The sequence below is a fragment of the Streptomyces nanshensis genome (genome assembly GCF_001751255.1).
Lineage (GTDB): Bacteria > Actinomycetota > Actinomycetes > Streptomycetales > Streptomycetaceae > Streptomyces > Streptomyces nanshensis_A.
Genome location: NZ_LJGW01000353.1, coordinates 1 through 17,363 on the forward strand (window position 1 = coordinate 1; position 17,363 = coordinate 17,363).

Here is a 17,363-nt window from a genome sequence, read left to right on the forward strand (position 1 = left end):
TTCGCACCCCGTCCGCACGGACGGGGCTCCCCTCCTCGTCCGGCCCCCGGACCTCCGAACGCCCGCTGCCCAGTGCCGACTTCCGGCAGCCGGGCCCCTCCCCGGCGCCTTCCGGAAGACACGTCGAGCCGATGCCCTCACCCCCGTCGAGGGCATCGGCTCGCGCATGGCGCCCGGTCGGCGCACAGTCATCGTGACATCGCGGACGGCGACCGCACATTGCCAGATCCCGGCAATCTTGGCGTGCATTTGACGTCCTGTGAGCGACACGGCACCGCCGCCGCTCCCGTCCGTACGGACACCGGGCGCACGCCCGAGGGCGAGCCCCGCGTCACAGCTCCTTCTGCGGCCACCCCAGCAGCCGCGCGCCCATGACCGCCGCCTCCAGCGTGAAGCGCTGCAACGGCTCGTTCGGCGTGTAGCCGGTCAGGGTGCGGATGCGCTCCAGGCGGTACGAGAGGGTCCGTACGCTCAGTCCGAGCCGCCGGGCCGCCTCCGCGTTGACGTAACCGGCCGCGCCGCACACCGTCAGCGTCTCCAGCAGCGGTTCCGCGCCGCCGCGTGCCTTCGTCAGCGGCCCCAGCACCGTACGCACCAGGTCCGCCATGGCGCCGCGGTCGCGCAGCAGCACCGGGAAGACCAGCAGCTCCGAGGCGTTGAGCCGTACGGCGTCCAACTCCAGCCGGTCCGCGAGCTCCAGGGCGTTCAGCGCCTCCTCGTAGCTGCGCACGACCCCGCCCGCGCCCGAGTGCTCACGCCCGACGGCGATGCGCCGCGCCGCCGGATAGTCCGCGCCGGGGTTCTCCGCGAGCCGGACGAAGTGCTCCAGCACGTCGTGGTCGCCGCTCGCCGCGATGCACACCAGCCGCCCCTCCTTCGTGGACAGCAGCACGTCCCGCGAGGCGAACCGTCCCAGCAGGTCCCGCTCCACGCGCCGCACGGTGCGGTGCACGTCGTCGTACGCCTCGGCGCCCGCCGCGACCGCCACGGTGTGCACGTCCGCGAGACGCAGCCCGAAGCGCTGCGCCCGCTCGGCGAGGCGGCCCATGTCGCTGCGCCCGTACAGCAGGTCGTCGACGAACTCCCGCCGCTCGCCCTCCTCCTGGCGCACCGCGAGCCGCTGCGCCCGCTCGTGCCCCTCCCCCAGCGCCGCGACCGCCGCGTCGACCGCGCCGAGCACGGCGTCGCCCGTACGGGCCCGCTCCTTCGCGGTGGCGGCGCGGGCCACACCGGGCAGCGTGCCCCACAGCTCGCGGGTGCCGCCGAGGTAGAGGCCGACCAGTTCGCGCAGGGTCCAGCCGTTCTCGGCGGCGCGTTCGCCGAGCGTCCGGAAGGACTCCAACTCCTCGCGGCGGGGCTGGCGTCCGGTCTCGGACACCTCGGCCAGCAGCTCGGGGAAGCGGCCCAGATCCGTACAGCTTCCGCGACCGGCACCGGCACCGGCGCCGGTTCCAGTGCCGGCGCCGATACGGGCTTCCTGCGTCCTGCTCGGCTCCACGGTTCCGTTCTCCCCCTTCGGCCGGCGCACGGCCGGCCTCCTGCCGGCGTCCGAGTCCGGCCCCCGGCCGACGCGGTGCGGCCTGCGTCGTCAGGGGGCTCAGCGTATGGGAGGCCGCGGACGGCCGGGGTACGGTGGCCGCATCACCCCGCCCCGCGGCGAGGGTGCTGGTGTGCCGGGAAGTCTGGTCGGCGGCGCCTCCGGGCGTCACTGTCCGCTCCCGTTCCCAGGAGTCGCACCCGATGGTTCCCCTGCGCACGAGGTTCGCCTCGCTGTCCGCTCCCTCCCGGCGTCTCCACGAGGTGCTGCGCACCGAGACCGCCGGCGGCCTGGTGCTGCTCGCCGCGACGGTGGCGGCGCTGGTGTGGGCGAATCTCCCCGGCGGCTCGTACGAGGCCGTCTCCTCCCACCACTTCGGCCCCTCCGCGCTGGGTCTCGATCTGTCCGTCGGGCACTGGACGTCCGACGGTCTGCTCACCGTCTTCTTCTTCGTCGCCGGTACGGAGCTGAAGCGGGAGCTGACCTCCGGCGAGCTGAGCAGGCCCGCCGCCGCGGCGCTGCCGGTCGTCGCCGCCGTCTGCGGGACCGTGGTGCCCGCCGCCGTCTATCTCGCGGTCAGCGCCTCGGGCGGCGGCGGGCTCGGCGGCTGGGCCGTGCCGATGGCCACCGACATCGCCTTCGCCCTGGGGGTACTGGCGCTCATCGGGTCCCATCTGCCCTCCGGCGTACGGGCGTTCCTGCTGACGCTCGCCGTCGTCGACGACCTCCTCGCGATCCTCGTCATCGCCGTCTTCTTCACCCGGGAGCTGAACTGGGCGGCGCTCGCCGGTGCCGTGGCGGGGCTGGTGCTCTTCCGGGTGCTGCACACACGGCTGCGGGTGCGCGGCTGGTACGTGTACGTGCCGCTGGCGGTGGCCGTATGGGCCCTGACGTACAACAGCGGCGTCCACGCCACGATCTCCGGCGTCGCCCTGGGCATGCTGCTGCGCACCGGTCCCGCCGAGCGCGTCGAACACCGGATGCGGCCGCTGTCGGCCGGTCTCGCCGTGCCGCTGTTCGCGCTCTTCGCGGCGGGGGTGAGCGTCTCGGGTCCGGCGCTGGCCGGGATGTTCCGGGCGCCGGAGGCGCTGGGGGTGCTCCTCGGGCTGTTCGTGGGCAAGTTCGCGGGCGTCCTCGGCGGTACGTATCTCACGGCGCGCTTCACACGGGCGCGGCTCGATCCGGCGCTGGCCTGGCCGGACGTGGCCGGTGTCGCCATGCTCGCCGGGATCGGCTTCACGGTCTCGCTGCTGGTGACGGGGCTGGCGTTCACGGATCCGGCGACGGTCGGGCAGGTGAAGGCCGCGGTGCTGACGGGGTCGCTGCTGGCGGCGGCCGTGGCGTGCACGGTGCTGAAGGCGCGTGACGCGCGCTACCGGGCGGCTGCGTCCGAGGCCGCTCCCGGAACGGCCGGCGCCGACAGCAGAGCGGATGACTCCGCTCCCCGCGGGGCCGCCTCGTGAACGACTGGCAGAGCTGGGCGGCGCTCGCGGTCTTCGCCTGCGCGTACGTGCTGATCATCACCGAGAAGGTGCACCGGGTCGCGGCGGCGCTGGGCGGCGCGGCACTGATGTTCGCGATCGGCGCGACGGACGACAGGGCGGCGTTCTACTCGGAGCGCACCGGCATCGACTGGAACGTCGTCTTCCTGCTCGTCGGCATGATGGTGATCGTCGGCGTTCTGAAGAAGACCGGCCTCTTCGAGTATCTGGCCGTCTGGTCGGTGAAGCGGGCACGCGGAAGGCCCTTCCGCGTGATGGCGATGCTGGTCGCGATCACCTCGGTCACCTCCGCGCTGCTGGACAACGTCACGACCGTCCTGCTCGTCGCCCCCGTCACGCTGCTGGTCTGCGAGCGGCTCGCGCTGCCCGCCGCGCCGTTCCTGATAGCCGAGGTGCTGGCGTCCAACATCGGCGGCACGGCGACCCTGGTCGGCGATCCCCCGAACATCATCGTCGCCGGCCGCGCCGGGCTCACCTTCAACGACTTCATCGTCCATCTGACGCCGCTGGCGGCCGTGTTGACGCTCGTACTGATCGCCCTGTGCCGGGTGATGTTCCGCGGCGTCTTCACCCACGACGAGGAACGGGCCGCCGCCGTCATGGCCCTGGACGAGCGCGAGACGATCCACGACGGGCGGCTGCTGGCCCAGGGGCTGGCCGTGCTCGCGCTGGTGCTCGCGGGCTTCGTGCTGCATCCCGTGCTGCACGTCGAACCGAGCATCGTGGCCCTCCTCGGCGCGGGGCTGCTCGTCGCCGTCTCCTCGGTACGCACCGGCGAGGTCCTCGCGGAGGTCGAGTGGCCGACGCTCGCCTTCTTCGCGGGGCTCTTCGTCATGGTCGGCGGGCTCATCGGCACGGGCGTGGTCGGCGAGGCGTCACGGGCGCTGGCCGGCGCCGTCGGACAGCGCGAACTGGCGGGCTCCCTGCTGATGCTGGGCGGCTCGGCCGTGCTGTCCGGGGTGGTCGACAACATCCCGTACGTGGCGACGATGGCGCCCGTCACCGCCGACCTCGTCCACAGCACGGGAGGCGGCGACGGCCATGTGATGTGGTGGGCGCTGACGCTGGGCGCGGACCTCGGCGGCAACGCCACGGCGATCGGGGCGAGCGCGAACGTCGTCGTCCTCGGCCTCGCGGAACGCAACCGCACGCCGATCGGCTTCTGGCAGTTCACGAAGTACGGCCTGGTCGTGACGGCCGTGACGGTGGGGCTGTCGGCGCTGTACGTGTGGCTGCGGTACTTCGTCCTGGCGGCCTGAACGGGCCCCGGACCGCCGCCCGTTCAGACCCTGCTCGCTTCCGCTCTTCCCCGCTCTCCCCGCTCGCTTCCGCTCCGTCCTGCCCGGCGCTGCCCGGTCACGTACCGTCCGGTGCCGTCGGTCCGTCCGTGCGCCGGTGGTGGAGGAGCACCACCCCGTTGCCGAAGGTACGGGTGGAGACGAGGCGCAGGGGGCTCTCCGCGGGCTCGGGGCCGAAGAGGAGGCGGCCGCGGCCGAGCAGGACGGGGTGGACGTAGAGGTGGTATTCGTCGATCAGGTCGTGGCGCCGGAAGGACTCCGCGAGAAGGGCGCCGCCGACGGTCATGTCCGGCCCGGGGCGTGCCTTGAGGGCGCGGATCTCCTCGGGGTCGACCTCCCTTCTGATCTCGGCGTTCTCCTCGTCCGTACGCTCCAGCGTCCGGGAGAAGACGATCTTCGGGGTCTCGCGCCAGATCGCGGCGAACTCCCGCATGGGCGCGGGGTTTGCGGGGTCCGTGTCGGCCGTCGGCCAGACCCCGGACATCAGCTCGTAGTCGACGCGCCCCATGAGGAAGGCGCCCATCCGGCGCATCTCCTCGTTGAGGTGGGTGTGCAGCTCGTCGTCGATCAGATGCCAGCCGAGGTCGCCGCCGGGGCCCTCGAAGTAGCCGTCGAGCGACACCGACATGGACAGGATGATGCTTCTCATATCTCTTCGGTCCTCGGGTCGGGTGCGGTACGGGAAGCGGGGTGCGGTACGCGGACACGGGCGCGGGCGCGGGCGCGGGGAGCCGTACGGCCCCCGGTCGGTCAGTCTCTGAGCGGGAACGAGTGGTGCTCGTGTGCGACGGTCCAGCGGCCGCCCTCCTTGCGCAGCCCGAACGTCAGACGGAGGCGTGCCCCCGGCTGAGCCCGGAGGTCCTGCTCGGTGCCGCAGCGCAGCAGCGCATGGGCGAAGGCCACGTCGGCGCCGGCCGTGACGTCGAGCGAGACGAGTTCGAAACGGGCGCCCCCGCGCTGCCATGCGAAGAACGGCGGCCATGTCGCGCGGTAGGCGTCGATGCCGCGTACGCCGTCGTCCGGCGGCGGCACGTCGAACATCACGATGTCGTCGGCGTGGTCGGCCAGCACCGTGTCCATGTCGCCTTCGTGCACCGCCCTCGCCCAGTCCTCGATCAACTCGCGGATGTCCCTCTCGTCCTCGGTCACTGCGCTGCTCCCTCCCTGGTGCCGTACGCGCGTACGCCGGTGCTGACTCCGGCGGCGCCCGTGACTCATCGGCGGGTGCCGCGGCGGGTTGCCGCGGCGGCGGCACGGGACGCTCCGCCACCGCGGTGGCCCGCGCGCACGGGACGGCGTGGCCGCCGGTCACGCCCCGCGCCCGCGGTGAGGCTGGCCGCCGTGGACTCCGACGGGAACGAACGCGACGACGAACACGGCGGCGACGGCAGCGACGGCAGCGGGCCCGTGGCGGTGCGGCTCCCGGTGGATCTGGTGCGCCCGAAGCCCGCCGAGGGCGTCCCCGAGGGGCCGGGCTGGCACCACTCGGTCAAGCTCGACGGCTGGCGCGTGGCGCTCGCCGTCACCGAGGACGGCGTACGGATCCACTCGCGCAGCAAGCGGGACGTGACCCGTCAGTTCCCCGAAGCCGCGGACGCCGCACGGGAGTTGGGCGCGGGGACCGTCCTCGACGGTGAACTGGTGGTCTGGAACGAGCGGCTGGGACGCTTCGACTTCGAGGCGCTGCAATCGCGTGGCCTCGCGCGTACCGCGCCCGGACCGGCCGCGCCCGTGGCCGTCCTCATCGCCTTCGACGTCCTGGCCGCGCCGTACACGGATCTGCGGCCCGAACCCCTCAGCGCACGCTGGCCACGGCTGCGGAGCATCGTCGAACAGGCGGGCCCCGAGATCCAGTCGGTGCTGGCGACGGACGACGCGGCACAGGCACGGGAGTGGATGCTGCGGATGCGTCCGCAGGGTGTGGAGGGCATCGTCTCCAAGCGCTGGGACGCGCCCTACCGTCCCGGCGAACGGCGCGCGGCCTGGCGCAAGGTGCGCTCGGCCGACACCCTCGACGCCCGCCTCGTGGGCGTCACCGGCCCGGAGCGGCGCCCCTGGGGAGCCGTCGTCGACCTGCCCGACGGGCGCCGTGCCGTCACCACGCCGCGGCTGCCCCCGGTGGCGGCGGCCCGGCTCGGCGGTGCCGTGGCGGACCGGCTCGGGGAGCAGATCGAGGACGCCGGACTCGACGTCACCTGGCGGGCGTTGACGGAACCGCTCACCGCGGAGGTACGGGTGCGCACGGGCCGTGTGCCGCTCGTACGGTATGTGCGCGTGCGGACGGAGGTCTGACGGCGGGGACGGTCCGCCCGGCGGCGGTCACCGCGCGGGGCAACCGGCGCGGGACACCCGGCGGATGCCCCGACCCGTCACGTACGCGGCGACCTCGCCCCGTGGACGCGCAGATGCTCCGCGGCGAGCCAGGGCCCCAACTCCTCGGTGAGCATGGTCAGTCGGGCCGTGCCGCCGTCGCCGTACCGGGCCGCCTCGGCGGCCTCCCGCATCCGTGCGGCGTAGCGCGGGTAGTGAGCCCCGAAGATCTCCGCGGACTCCTCCAGGTCGCTCGTCCACCCCTGCCAGCGGGGCATCACGAGCGAGAAGCCCGTCCGTACGGTCTTCCGCGCGGCGCCGCGCAGCAGCGTCCGCAGCCCGGCGTCCGTGGTGAGGCCGGCCGCCCGGGTGCGCCAGCGCTCAAGGGCCTCGGCGAGGTCGCCGTTGCTCTCCCGCGCCAGCAGGGACGTGGGCCGGTAGCCGGGCAGCAGCGCGCCGAGGTCCGCCCCGAGGAGAGGCGTGCACAGACAGGCGACGAACCAGCCGAGGTCGTGCCGTTCGCGCTCGCTCAGCAGCTCGGCGGCGCCGGCGAGCAGCACGCCCGCGCCGTCGATCTGCGCGAAGTCGCGGTCGAGGCCGGACTCCAACTCCCGTGCGCGGGCGTGGTCCTGGGCGTCCGGTGCGCGGTGCAGCGCGAGCAGCAGATCGAGGTCGGAGCGTCCGGGGCGTGCGGTGCCGCGCGGGACGCTCCCGTAGAGGTACGCGCTGTGCAGCGCCTCCGCGGGGAACGCGGCGACGACGGGTGCGAACGGCGCCTGTATGCGGTCGAGTCCGCCTTCCCGTGCGATCGTCCCGTCGGGCCGCAGTCCGCGCGCACCGCCGGTCCCCCGCGCGTACGGTCCGCCGCGAGCGCCGCCGCTCCGGTCCGGTCTCACCCCGACCCCACCGCCTCCGCCAGGTCCTCCAGCGCGTCGGCGAGGAGGTCCGCGGAGCGCAACGCCACGGAGGGGGACGGGCGTTCGGCCTCCTCCTCCCACCATCGCGACAGCGCCTCGTGCACCGGGGCGAAGTCCAGCGGTTCGCTGTCGCGGATCGCCTGCGCCGCGTCGGGCAGGGTGCGTTCCAGGGCACGCGCGAACTCCCCCGCGTACGGCTGCGGTTCGGCGTCGGGTTCGGGCAGGTGCGCCTCCAGCAGCATCGTCGCCCGGCCCAGGGTGATCACCGCGGACTGGGCGTCGGCGGCCGAGCGGCGGGAGAGCCGCGAGAGCCTGCCCCGGTGGCGTACGGGCTCGGCACCCGCCCGTGACGCGGTCTGGTCCCACTCCTGGCGCGCGGCCCGGGTGTCCAGCAGCGCCTCGCGGATCCTGCGGTCGGGGTGGCCCGGCGACGGCGTGCCCGTGGGGCCCGAGGCGGGCTCGCGGGGACGGGCGAAGCGGTCCAGTACGGCCGTCGCGTAACTCCCCGTCGCCGTCAGCCAGTCGGCGAGCCGGTCCCGCAGCCGCGGGGTCTCCCACGCGGGGAAGACGGCGTAGATCAGCAGGGCCACCGCACCGCCCAGCGCCGTCAGCCAGATCCGCTCCAGCACGGTCTGCGACCACAACGACCCGGCGACGCCGAGCAGAAAGACGACGTACGCGCCGATGCACACCGAGGTGATGGCGTAGCCGGTGCGCATCAGCAGATACATGAAGGCGATGCTCGCCACGGCGAGCGCGGCGCTGCCCCACGGCGGCGGATGCAGCAGCCCCGTCACGGTGCCCGCGATGCCTACGCCGACGAGCGTCCCGCCGAGCCGTGCGAAGCCCCGCTCGTATGTACGGGAGAAGTCCGGCCGCATCACCATCACGACGGTCAGCGGCGCCCAGTAACCGTGTTCGGGAGGCAGCGCGTTGCCCAGCAGATACGTCACGGCCACGGCGACGGCCACCCGCACCGCGTGCCGGCACACGGGCGAGGACCAGCGCAGCTCGCGGCGGAAGGTGCGCAGCGCCACCGGCACCAGACCGACGAGGGAGGGACGGCTCAAGTGGCGTGGCCCGCGCGGCTGTTCGGGCTCGGGGGCGTCGGTGTCGACGTAGACGTCGCCGTCCTCGGCCCGGTCCGCACGGGCCGGCATCAGGAACGTCGCGCGCGGGATCAGCGGGAAGCGGCGGGTCACCTCGACCGGTTCCTGCGCGGCCTCCACCGCCTCCTGCGTCAGCGCGATCAGCCGCATCGCGGCCTTGCGGGCGGGACCGTGCAGCACCGGCCCGCTCTCGGGGACCTGGAGCACGTCGAGCGCGTCCTGCGGGATGCGGACGCGCTCGCCGCGGCGGATCGCACGGGCCGTCGCGTCCAGCACGGTCGCCGCCGCGGACAGCAACTCCCGTACGCGCTCCCGCTCCTGGCCCACCATCGGCGCGCCCACGTCGGGGTCGGCGAGCGAGGCGAGCACGGGACGGAAGCGCTCGGCCAGGCCACGGTAGCCGCCCAACTGCCGTGGTCTGCGGCGTGCTTGGCGTGGTGTGACGGCGGCGGCGCTGCGGGCCGTCATCATCGGCTCGGGGTCGAACGGCGCACTGGGGTCGTGGCGCAGGCGGCGCGCGTAGTCGGCGACGGCGGCGAGGGCGTCGGCGAGCGCGTCCCGCCGCTCGCCCCAGCGCCGTACGGGCAGCAGCACGATGAGCGCCGCCTGCACACAGCCGCCGGCGGCGATGAGCCCGGCGTGCGCGAGCGCCCCGAGGAGGGTCGTGGGCAGCGTCACCGTGACGAGCATGACCGCGACCGTCGAGGCCGCCACCACGCCCGCCGTGGGGCCCAGCCCCCAGGCCATGCCCGCCATGAACGCCCAGAGGGCGAGCAGCAGGACGAACGCCACCGGCTGACCGGCGGCGAGGAATCCGACGAACGTCGAGACGGCCAGCCCCGCCGCGGCGGACAGCGCCAGCACGGGACGCGGCCGCCAGCTCCGCTGGAACGTGGCCACACCGGAGGAGAAGGCGCCGAACGCGGAGGAGACCGCCAGCTCCGGCGACCCGAGCCACAGCGTCAGTCCGACGACGAGGGCGACGCCGAGCGCGCCCCGCAGCGCGAGCAGCGGATGGAGCGCGGCACGTTCGACCGACAGTCCGGACCGCGCCGTCTCACCGATCGCACGAAGCCAGGGCAGCACCTTCATGCGCACGAGCTTACGGGGGCGGCGCGGAGCCGATCTCCGAGGTCAACGAGGTGCGTACGGGCGGCGGCTGCGGCGGGGCGCGGTGCTGCCGGGACGGCGGCGAGGAGCACGGCATGCCGGCTCCGCCGTGTCCAGGAACCGTTCCACGGGGGCGAGTTGAGCCCCGGCGGCTTGGGACCGGGCTCAACTGCCCGTGCCCGCCCGGGTGTTCACCGCCCGGCCGCGTAGCACCAGAAGTCGCGCATGGCGGCGGGCGGCGTCGGGCCCGTCAACTGGAGCTGGGTGAGCAGGATCGCGACCGTCCCGGTGGAGGGGACGAGGTGTGCCGACGTCCCGCTGCCGCCGACCCAGCCGTAGCGGCCCGGTACGTTCCACGGTTTGGCGGCGTCGACGTCCACCGAGCCGCCGAACCCCCAGCCCTGGCCCTCCGGAAAGAGCGGCGAGGCGGCACGCTGGGCGGCGGTGAGCTGGTCGGTCGTCATCTGCCGTACGGAGTCGGGCGACAGCAGCCGGCGGCCCCCGGCCTCGCCCTCCGCGAGGAGCATCCGCGCGAAGGCGTGCCAGTCGGCGGCGGTCGAGACGAGTCCGCCTCCGCCGGAGGGGAAGGCGGGCACGCTGCTCCACTGCCCGTCGGGGGTGTCGGCCGTGACGACGCCGCCGTACGCGTCGGGCGCCTCGGACGCCTCCGCCCCGTCGGCGGCGGTGTCCGGGCGCGAGAGCCGGCAGAGGTCGGTGAAGCGTTCGCGCTTGCTCTCCGGCACCTCGAAGGCGGTGTCGTCCATGCCGAGCGGCTCGAACAGCCGCTCCGCGAAGAAGTCCGGCAGCGGCGTACCGGAGGCCCTCGCAATCAGCACGCCGAGGATGTCGGAGCACGTGTGGTAGAGCCAGGTCTCGCCGGGCTGATGCAGCAGCGGGATACGGGAGAGGGCCGCCAGCCACGCGTCGGCCGCCGCGGAGCGCTGCGGCCGCATGGGGTCGAAGTCCAGGTCGCGGAAGAGCATGTCGACGGCCGGGAGCGCGACGTCGGCCGGAATCCCGTACCCGGCGCGGAAGGTGAGCAGATCGAGGACGGTGATGGGCCGTGCCGCGGGCACCACGTCGTCCACGGGGCTCTCCGGCGTACGGACGACGACGGGCGAGGCCAGCTCCGGCAGCCACTCCGCCACCGGGTCCGTGAGGGCGAGGCGGCCCTCGTCGACGAGCACCATGGTCGCGGCGGCCGTGACGGGCTTCGTCATGGACGCGATACGGAAGATCGAGTCCGGGCGCATCGGGGCGGCGCCGTCCGTGCCGGTGGACCCGACGGCCTCCATCTCGACTCCCCCGGCGCCGGCCACCAGACCCACCGCTCCGGGCGCCGAGCCCGGCCCGACGTGCTTCTCCAGAACCTCGCGCAACCGTGTCATCGTCTCTCTGCCCTGTCGTCTCGTCCCGTGCGGTGGGGGTGCGGCGCGGTGGCGGAGAGTGCGCCGCGCGCCGAACTGCGCGCCGAGCCGCGCCCGTTCGGCCTCCCACACGGCACCGTCACCGCGCGGTGCCACGCCGCGTGCCACCGCGTACGGAGGGACCGACCCCGGCCGAGACCCGGATTCATCGCTCCACGGCACGGACGGCGCTCACACCGGGAAGCGCCAAGAAGCGCCGGGAAGCGCCCGAGGCCGCGCCGGGCGCTCACTCCGCGAAGCGTGCGACCGCCGTCAGCGTCGGACGGAGGTTCCGCAGGACCGGCAGGCGGTGTGTCAGCGGCGCCAGCACGCCGTGGTAGAAGCCGCGTCCCCGCGGAGGCAGCAGCTCGCGTACGTCGCGGATCCCCGGGTGGAAGTCCCGTACGGCCGCAAGCTGCCCCGCGTCCAGGCCCCACGGCATCGGCGGCGGACGGTACCCCTGCGCGGTGGCCATGCCGCCGCTCTGCGTGCGCTCGCTGAACCACTTCGGCACCGCGTCGAAGACCAGCGACGCCCCGGGGAAGCCCTCCGCGCATCCGGCGACCAACTCCCGTACCTCGTCCGGCTGGAGATACATCAGCAGGCCCTGTGCGGTGATCAGCACACCGTTCCGTGGGTCGACCTCGTCGCGCCACGACAGATCGAGCGCCGAGCGGGCCAGGGTGCGGCGGCGCTCGCCGTCGGGCAACAGGGCCGTGCGGACCTCCGCGGTCTCCGGCAGCTCCACGCACAACCAGCGCGCCCGCCCGTTGTCCACCCGCCAGAACTGCGTCTCCAGGCCCTCGGCCAGCGCGACGACCGTGCCGTCCGGATGCTCGGCGAGAAAGGCACGTACCGCCGCGTCGAACGTACGGACCCGCAGGGCGTGGCCCTGCGCGAGCAGCGCGTTGGGTTCGCCGAAGGTCTCCGCGAAGGGGTAGTCGATGCGGTCCAGCAGCGCGACCGCCTCGGGGTCGGGGAGCACGGTACGGGGCTGCCGTGCCTCGTAGGCGCGGTGCCAGAGGTTCCACAGCAGGGTCTCCGGCACACCGCTCAACGCGACGGCGTGCCCGCCGTGTTGACCTCTCGCGCCGCCCCCGCCGCCCCTGGTGTCCTCGCCGCCCCCGCCGCCCTTGTCGTCCGCGCTGCTCGTACCGCCCGCCTCGCCGGCCCCGTTCCCCGTCATCCCGCCCCTCCTCGCCCGGCGGCCCCCGGCGGCCGCCCGATTCGCGTCTGCGGGCCGGACGTTACCGGCGGCCGGTCCCCGCGCGGGCCCCGCGACCGGTCAAGACTCCGTATGGACAGGCGACTTGGCCGTACGCGCGCCCCTCATACGCGCGAAACCCCGCCCCGGGCGGCCCGGGACGGGGGTTCCGCTGCGGCACCGTGTCCGCCCGCGGGCGGCCGCGTGTCCGCTAGGACGACGTCGGGAAGCCGAGGTTGATGCCGCCGCTCTCGGCCGGGTCCGGCCAGCGGGTGGTGACGACCTTGCCGCGGGTGTAGAAGGCGATGCCGTCGTTGCCGTAGATGTGCAGATCCCCGAAGAGGGAGTCCTTCCAGCCGCCGAAGGAATGGTGGCCGACCGGCACCGGAATGGGCACGTTGACGCCCACCATGCCCGCCTCGACCTCCAGTTGGAAGCGGCGGGCGGCGCCGCCGTCGCGGGTGAAGATGGCGGTGCCGTTGCCCCAGCGGCTGCTGTTGATGAGGGCGATGGCCTCGTCGTAGGTCTCCGCCCGTACGACGGACAGCACCGGGCCGAAGATCTCGTCCCGGTAGGCGTCCATGCCGGGGGTGACCTTGTCGAGCAGGGAGACGCCGAGGAAGAAGCCGTCGGGGTGTCCCTCGACGGTGTAGCCGGTGCCGTCCACGACGACGTCCGCGCCCTGTTCGCGCGCGCCGCCCACGTACGAGGCGACCTTGTCGCGGTGTTCGCGGGTGATCAGCGGGCCCATCTCGGAGGAGGGGTCCTCGCCCGGTCCGATGCGCAGCTTGTGCGCGCGGTCGGCGATCTTCGCCACCAGTTCGTCGCCGGTGTCGCCCACGGCGACGACGACGGAGACGGCCATGCAGCGCTCGCCCGCCGAGCCGTAGGCGGCGTTGATGGCGTTGTCGGCGGCGAAGTCGAGGTCGGCGTCCGGGAGTACGAGCATGTGGTTCTTGGCGCCGCCCAGCGCCTGCACCCGCTTGCCGTGCGCGACGGCCTCGGACTGGATGTACTTGGCGATCGGCGTCGAGCCGACGAAGCTGACCGCCGCGACGTCCGGGTGGGAGAGCAGCCTGTCGACGGCGACCTTGTCCCCGTTGACGACGTTGAGCACACCGTCCGGCAGCCCCGCCTCGGCGGCGAGTTCGGCCAGCCGGTACGGCGCCGAGGGGTCCTTCTCGCTCGGCTTCAGCACGAAGGTGTTACCGCAGGCGATGGCGAGCGGGAACATCCACATCGGCACCATGGCCGGGAAGTTGAACGGTGTGATGCCCGCGACGACGCCGAGCGGCTGCCGGATCGAGGAGACGTCCACGCGCGTGGAGACCTGTGTGGACAGCTCGCCCTTGAGCTTCTCCGGGATGCCGCAGGCCAGTTCGACGATCTCCATGCCGCGGGCGACCTCGCCGAGCGCGTCGGAGTGCACCTTGCCGTGCTCGGCCGTGATGAGGGAGGCGATCTCGTCGCGGTGGGCGTCGAGCAGTTCGCGGTACTTGAAGAGAAAGGCGGTGCGCCGGGCCAGCGAGCTCTCCCGCCACTCCCCGTACGCACGCTTCGCCGCGTCGACGGCCGCGTCGACCTCCTCGACCGAGGCGAACGCGACCTGCGTCGGCTGCGCTCCGGTGGCGGGGTCGTAGACGGGCCCGGCGTTGCCGGAGGCGGACTCGACGGCCTTGCCGCCGATCCAGTGTCCGAGGGTGTTCATGTGGTGGCCTTTCTCGGGAGTGCGGGTCTCGGGAGTGCGGGCGTCGGGCGGCGGTGCGGTCCCGGAGCCCGGGCGGTCGGACGAAGTCGGGTCGTACGTCGGCTCGTACGAGCGGTGGTTGAGTGCGTCGAGGTACGTCGAGGGGGCGTCGAGAGGCACGGACCCGGCGGCGAACCCGGCAACGGAGAGGGCGGCGGCGTCACAAGTGGCGGCGCCTGGCCGCCGCATGGCGTTCGTACTCCTCGCGTGCCTTGCGTGCCGCCGGACGCGAGGAGGTCTCGGCGACGGGCACGTCCCACCAGGCGGCGGGACCGGGCGGCGCCGGATCCGACGAAGCGGTGTCGGTCTCGACGTACACACAGGTGGGACGGGCGGAGGCGCGCGCCTCCGCGAGCGCGGTGCGCAGTTCGCCGACGGTCTCCGCGCGGAGGACGTCCATGCCCAGCGAGGCGGCGTTGGCCGCGAGGTCCACGGGCAGCGGATCGCCCGTGTAGGAGCCGTCGGACGCGCGGTAGCGGTAGGCGGTGCCGAAGCGTTCGGCGCCCGTCTGCTCGGAGAGGCCGCCGATGGAGGCGTAGCCGTGGTTCTGCACCAGCACCACGTTGATGCCGACGCCCTCCTGTACGGCGGTGACGATCTCGCCGGGCAGCATCAGATACGTCCCGTCGCCGACCAGCGCCCACACCGTGCGGTCGGGGGCGGCGAGGCGGACGCCGATGGCACCGGGGATCTCGTAGCCCATGCAGGAGTAGCCGTACTCCAGGTGGTATTGGCGCGGTGAGCGGGCCCGCCACAGCTTGTGCAGATCGCCGGGGAGCGAACCGGCGGCGTTGACCACGACGTCGTCGTCCCCGACCACGCCGTCCAGGGCGCCGATGAGCTGGCTCTGGGTGGGGCGCGCGTCCGCGTCGTCGGCGGCGTACGCGGAGTCGACCGCGCGCTCCCAACTCTCCTTGCCCCGCGCGTACTCCTGCTCGTACGCGTCGGCGACACGGTGTCCCGACAGGGCTCCGCCGAGGGCCTCCAGACCGGCGCGGGCGTCGGCGACGAGGGTCAGCGCACCCATCTTGTGCGCGTCGAACGGCGTGACGTTGAGGTTGACGAAGCGCACGTCCGGACCGGCGAAGAGCGTGCTGGACGCGGTGGTGAAGTCGCTGTAGCGGGTGCCGACCCCGATGACGAGGTCCGCGGTGCGCGCCAGTTCGTCCGCGACCGCCGTGCCGGTGTGGCCGATCGCCCCGACGTCGCAGGGGTGGTCGAAGCGCAGCGAGCCCTTGCCCGCCTGGGTCGAGGCGACGGGGATGCCGGTGGCATCGGCCAGGGCGCGCAGCGCGTCCTCGGCCTCGCTGTGGTGGACGCCGCCGCCCGCGATCAACAGGGGCCTGCGGGCGGCCAGTACGGCGGTCGCCGCCGCCGCGACCTCGGCCGCCTCCGGGGCCTGGCGCCGTACGTGCCAGACGCGTTCGGCGAAGAACTCCTCCGGCCAGTCGTACGCCTCCGCCTGGACGTCCTGCGGCAGCGCGAGCGTGACGGCGCCGGTCTCCGCGGGGTCGGCGAGGACGCGTACGGCCTGGAGCGCGGCCGGGATCAGGGCCTCGGGCCGGTGGACGCGGTCGAAGAAGCGGGAGACGGGCCGCAGCGCGTCGTTCACCGACACGTCGCCGGCGCTTGGTACTTCGAGCTGCTGGAGTACGGGGTCGGCGGTGCGCGTGGCGAAGACGTCGCCGGGCAGCAGCAGCACCGGCAGCCGGTTGATCGTCGCGAGGGCGGCGCCGGTGACGAGGTTGGTGGCGCCGGGCCCGATGGAGGTGGTGACGGCGTGCGCGGAGAGCCGGTTGTTCTGGCGGGCGTAGCCGACGGCGGCGTGCACCATGGCCTGCTCGTTGCGGCCCTGGAGATAGCGCAGCGGCGCGTGCTCACCCTGGCCGCTCTCGACCAGGGCCTGGCCGAGGCCCGCGACGTTGCCGTGCCCGAAGATGCCCCAGCAGGCGGCGATCAGACGGTGCCGCCGGCCGTCGCGCTCGGTGTACTGGGCGGCGAGGAAGCGTACGAGCGCCTGCGCGACGGTCAGCCGCACGGTGCGCGCACGGCCCGCGTCCCGGCCGTCCGCGCCGTCTTCCCGGCGCCCGGCGCCGGTGCGGTCTTCCGCTTCCGGTACGGAGTTCACTCGCCCGTCTCCCCTTCCACTGTCGGTGCGTGGTAGAGCGGCAGCCTTGGATCGGCAGGCTGTCCCTCCCAGCTTCCTCGGATCCAGGCGTGGTCTGGATGGTCGCAGATAAGCCACGCCCGCTCCAGACCCGGTCCCGCCATCACGTTCAGGTAGTACATGTCGTGGCCGGGCGCGGCGATCGACGGCCCATGCCAGCCGTCGGGGATCAGCACCGCGTCGCCGTCGCGCACTTCGGCGAGCACGTCGGTGCCGCCGCGCGGCCCGGACGGGGAGACGCGCTGATAGCCGAGCCCGGGCACGGGCCCGGAGTCCGTGCGGTGCGGGGCGATCTCGAAGTAGTAGATCTCCTCCAACTCGCTCTCCACGCCCGGCCGGTCCTCGTCGTGCTTGTGCGGCGGGTACGAGGACCAGTTGCCGCCGGGTGTGAGCACCTCGACGGCGATGAGCTGGTCGGCCTCGAAGACCCCGGCCGCGGCGAAGTTGTTGACCTGCCGCGAGCAGTTGCCCCGGCCGCGCAGTTCGACGGGGACGGACGCGGCGGGTCCGTAACGGGCGGGCAGCCGCCGGGTGCAGCGGGCGCCGGTGAGGGCGAAGCGTCCGCCGCCGGTGCTGGTGACGCGTACCGCGGCGTCGCGCGGCACATAGGCGAAGTCGCTCACGCCGTCGAAGACGCTTGTACGGCCGTGCAGTCGGAACGTCGCGCCCTCGGCGGCGACGGTGCATCCGCCGCTCAGCGGCAGGACGATCCACTCGCTGTCGCCCGTGTCGAACTCGTGAGCGCCGCCGGGCTCCAGCTCCAGGACGCGCAGCGAGGAGTAGCCCCAGCCGGCGCGGTCCGGGTCGATGTCGAGGGCGTACGGTCCCGCGGCGGCGCTGCCGGACCGCAGATGCAGCGAGCCGCCGTGCCCGGTCTCCGTACGCTTGCCGTCGCCCCTGCCGACGCCTTTGCCGACGCCGTTGCCGTCGCCTTTTCCGTCGTCCGCCGCGTCGCCGTTGTTCGTGCCGGTCATGCCGTCCGCCTTCCTCGCCGGTGTCGTCTCCGCCGTGCTCCCCGTACCCCTGAACGCGCCGTCACAGCGGCTCCGTTCGCGG

General features: G+C 73.8%; 13 protein-coding genes. 3 read left to right on the top strand and 10 right to left on the bottom strand.

The genetic code is table 11. The features are described 5' to 3' along the window. Positions 1–331: 331 nt before the first annotated feature. On the bottom strand, positions 332–1,408 hold the full coding sequence (locus tag AN218_RS21020) for a PucR family transcriptional regulator (protein ID WP_244900567.1): 1,077 nt from the start codon (positions 1,406–1,408) through the stop codon (positions 332–334). A 332-nt stretch (positions 1,409–1,740) separates the two neighbouring features. Between AN218_RS21020 and nhaA the strand changes: the two genes are divergently transcribed. Then, the gene (gene nhaA, locus AN218_RS21025; RefSeq protein WP_079132408.1) at positions 1,741–3,000 is read left to right on the top strand and encodes a Na+/H+ antiporter NhaA; all 1,260 of its coding nucleotides are present in this window, start codon (positions 1,741–1,743) and stop codon (positions 2,998–3,000) included. Beyond that, positions 2,997–4,298 carry an ArsB/NhaD family transporter gene (locus AN218_RS21030; protein ID WP_070018451.1) on the top strand — a complete coding sequence of 434 codons (1,302 nt, stop codon included), beginning with the start codon at positions 2,997–2,999 and terminating at the stop codon, positions 4,296–4,298. Before nhaA ends, AN218_RS21030 begins: the two co-directional genes overlap by 4 nt. Before the next feature lie 97 nt (positions 4,299–4,395). On the opposite strand, the gene AN218_RS21035 is transcribed toward AN218_RS21030, so the two are convergent. Together AN218_RS21035 and AN218_RS36140 are read right to left on the bottom strand one after the other, a co-directional pair. Further along, positions 4,396–4,986, bottom strand: a complete 591-nt coding sequence (locus AN218_RS21035; RefSeq protein ID WP_070018452.1) for a dihydrofolate reductase family protein — start codon at positions 4,984–4,986, stop codon at positions 4,396–4,398. Positions 4,987–5,087: 101 nt separating this feature from the next. Then, positions 5,088–5,486 carry a nuclear transport factor 2 family protein gene (locus AN218_RS36140; protein WP_070018453.1) on the bottom strand — a complete coding sequence of 133 codons (399 nt, stop codon included), beginning with the start codon at positions 5,484–5,486 and terminating at the stop codon, positions 5,088–5,090. Between the two features lie 192 nt (positions 5,487–5,678). On the opposite strand from AN218_RS36140, the gene AN218_RS34680 reads away from it, so the two are divergent. Then, on the top strand, positions 5,679–6,629 hold the full coding sequence (locus AN218_RS34680) for an ATP-dependent DNA ligase (protein WP_070018466.1): 951 nt from the start codon (positions 5,679–5,681) through the stop codon (positions 6,627–6,629). 77 nt (positions 6,630–6,706) lie between these two features. Here the strand turns inward: AN218_RS34680 and AN218_RS21050 are convergent, their stop codons facing one another. The 7 genes from AN218_RS21050 to iolB all read right to left on the bottom strand — a co-directional run bounded on the left by AN218_RS21050 (position 6,707) and on the right by iolB (position 17,281). After that, positions 6,707–7,543: a nucleotidyltransferase domain-containing protein gene (locus AN218_RS21050; protein ID WP_420855998.1), complete on the bottom strand. Its 837-nt coding sequence runs from the start codon at positions 7,541–7,543 to the stop codon at positions 6,707–6,709. Next, entirely contained in the window at positions 7,540–9,765 is a 2,226-nt protein-coding gene (locus tag AN218_RS21055) for an FUSC family protein (protein WP_070018454.1), read from the bottom strand. The genes AN218_RS21050 and AN218_RS21055 overlap by 4 nt, the downstream gene beginning before the upstream one ends. Positions 9,766–9,974: 209 nt before the next feature. Beyond that, positions 9,975–11,171, bottom strand: a complete 1,197-nt coding sequence (locus AN218_RS21060; RefSeq protein ID WP_070018455.1) for a serine hydrolase domain-containing protein — start codon at positions 11,169–11,171, stop codon at positions 9,975–9,977. A gap of 265 nt (positions 11,172–11,436) precedes the next feature. Continuing rightward, on the bottom strand, positions 11,437–12,375 hold the full coding sequence (locus AN218_RS21065; protein ID WP_079132410.1) for a class I SAM-dependent methyltransferase: 939 nt from the start codon (positions 12,373–12,375) through the stop codon (positions 11,437–11,439). A 229-nt stretch (positions 12,376–12,604) separates the two neighbouring features. Then, positions 12,605–14,101, bottom strand: a complete 1,497-nt coding sequence (locus AN218_RS21070) for a CoA-acylating methylmalonate-semialdehyde dehydrogenase (RefSeq protein ID WP_070018469.1) — start codon at positions 14,099–14,101, stop codon at positions 12,605–12,607. 199 nt (positions 14,102–14,300) lie between these two features. Further along, positions 14,301–16,178 carry a 3D-(3,5/4)-trihydroxycyclohexane-1,2-dione acylhydrolase (decyclizing) gene (gene iolD, locus AN218_RS21075; protein WP_070018470.1) on the bottom strand — a complete coding sequence of 626 codons (1,878 nt, stop codon included), beginning with the start codon at positions 16,176–16,178 and terminating at the stop codon, positions 14,301–14,303. 86 nt (positions 16,179–16,264) lie between these two features. Beyond that, entirely contained in the window at positions 16,265–17,281 is a 1,017-nt protein-coding gene (iolB, locus tag AN218_RS21080) for a 5-deoxy-glucuronate isomerase (RefSeq protein ID WP_079132411.1), read from the bottom strand. Positions 17,282–17,363: the final 82 nt, after the last annotated feature.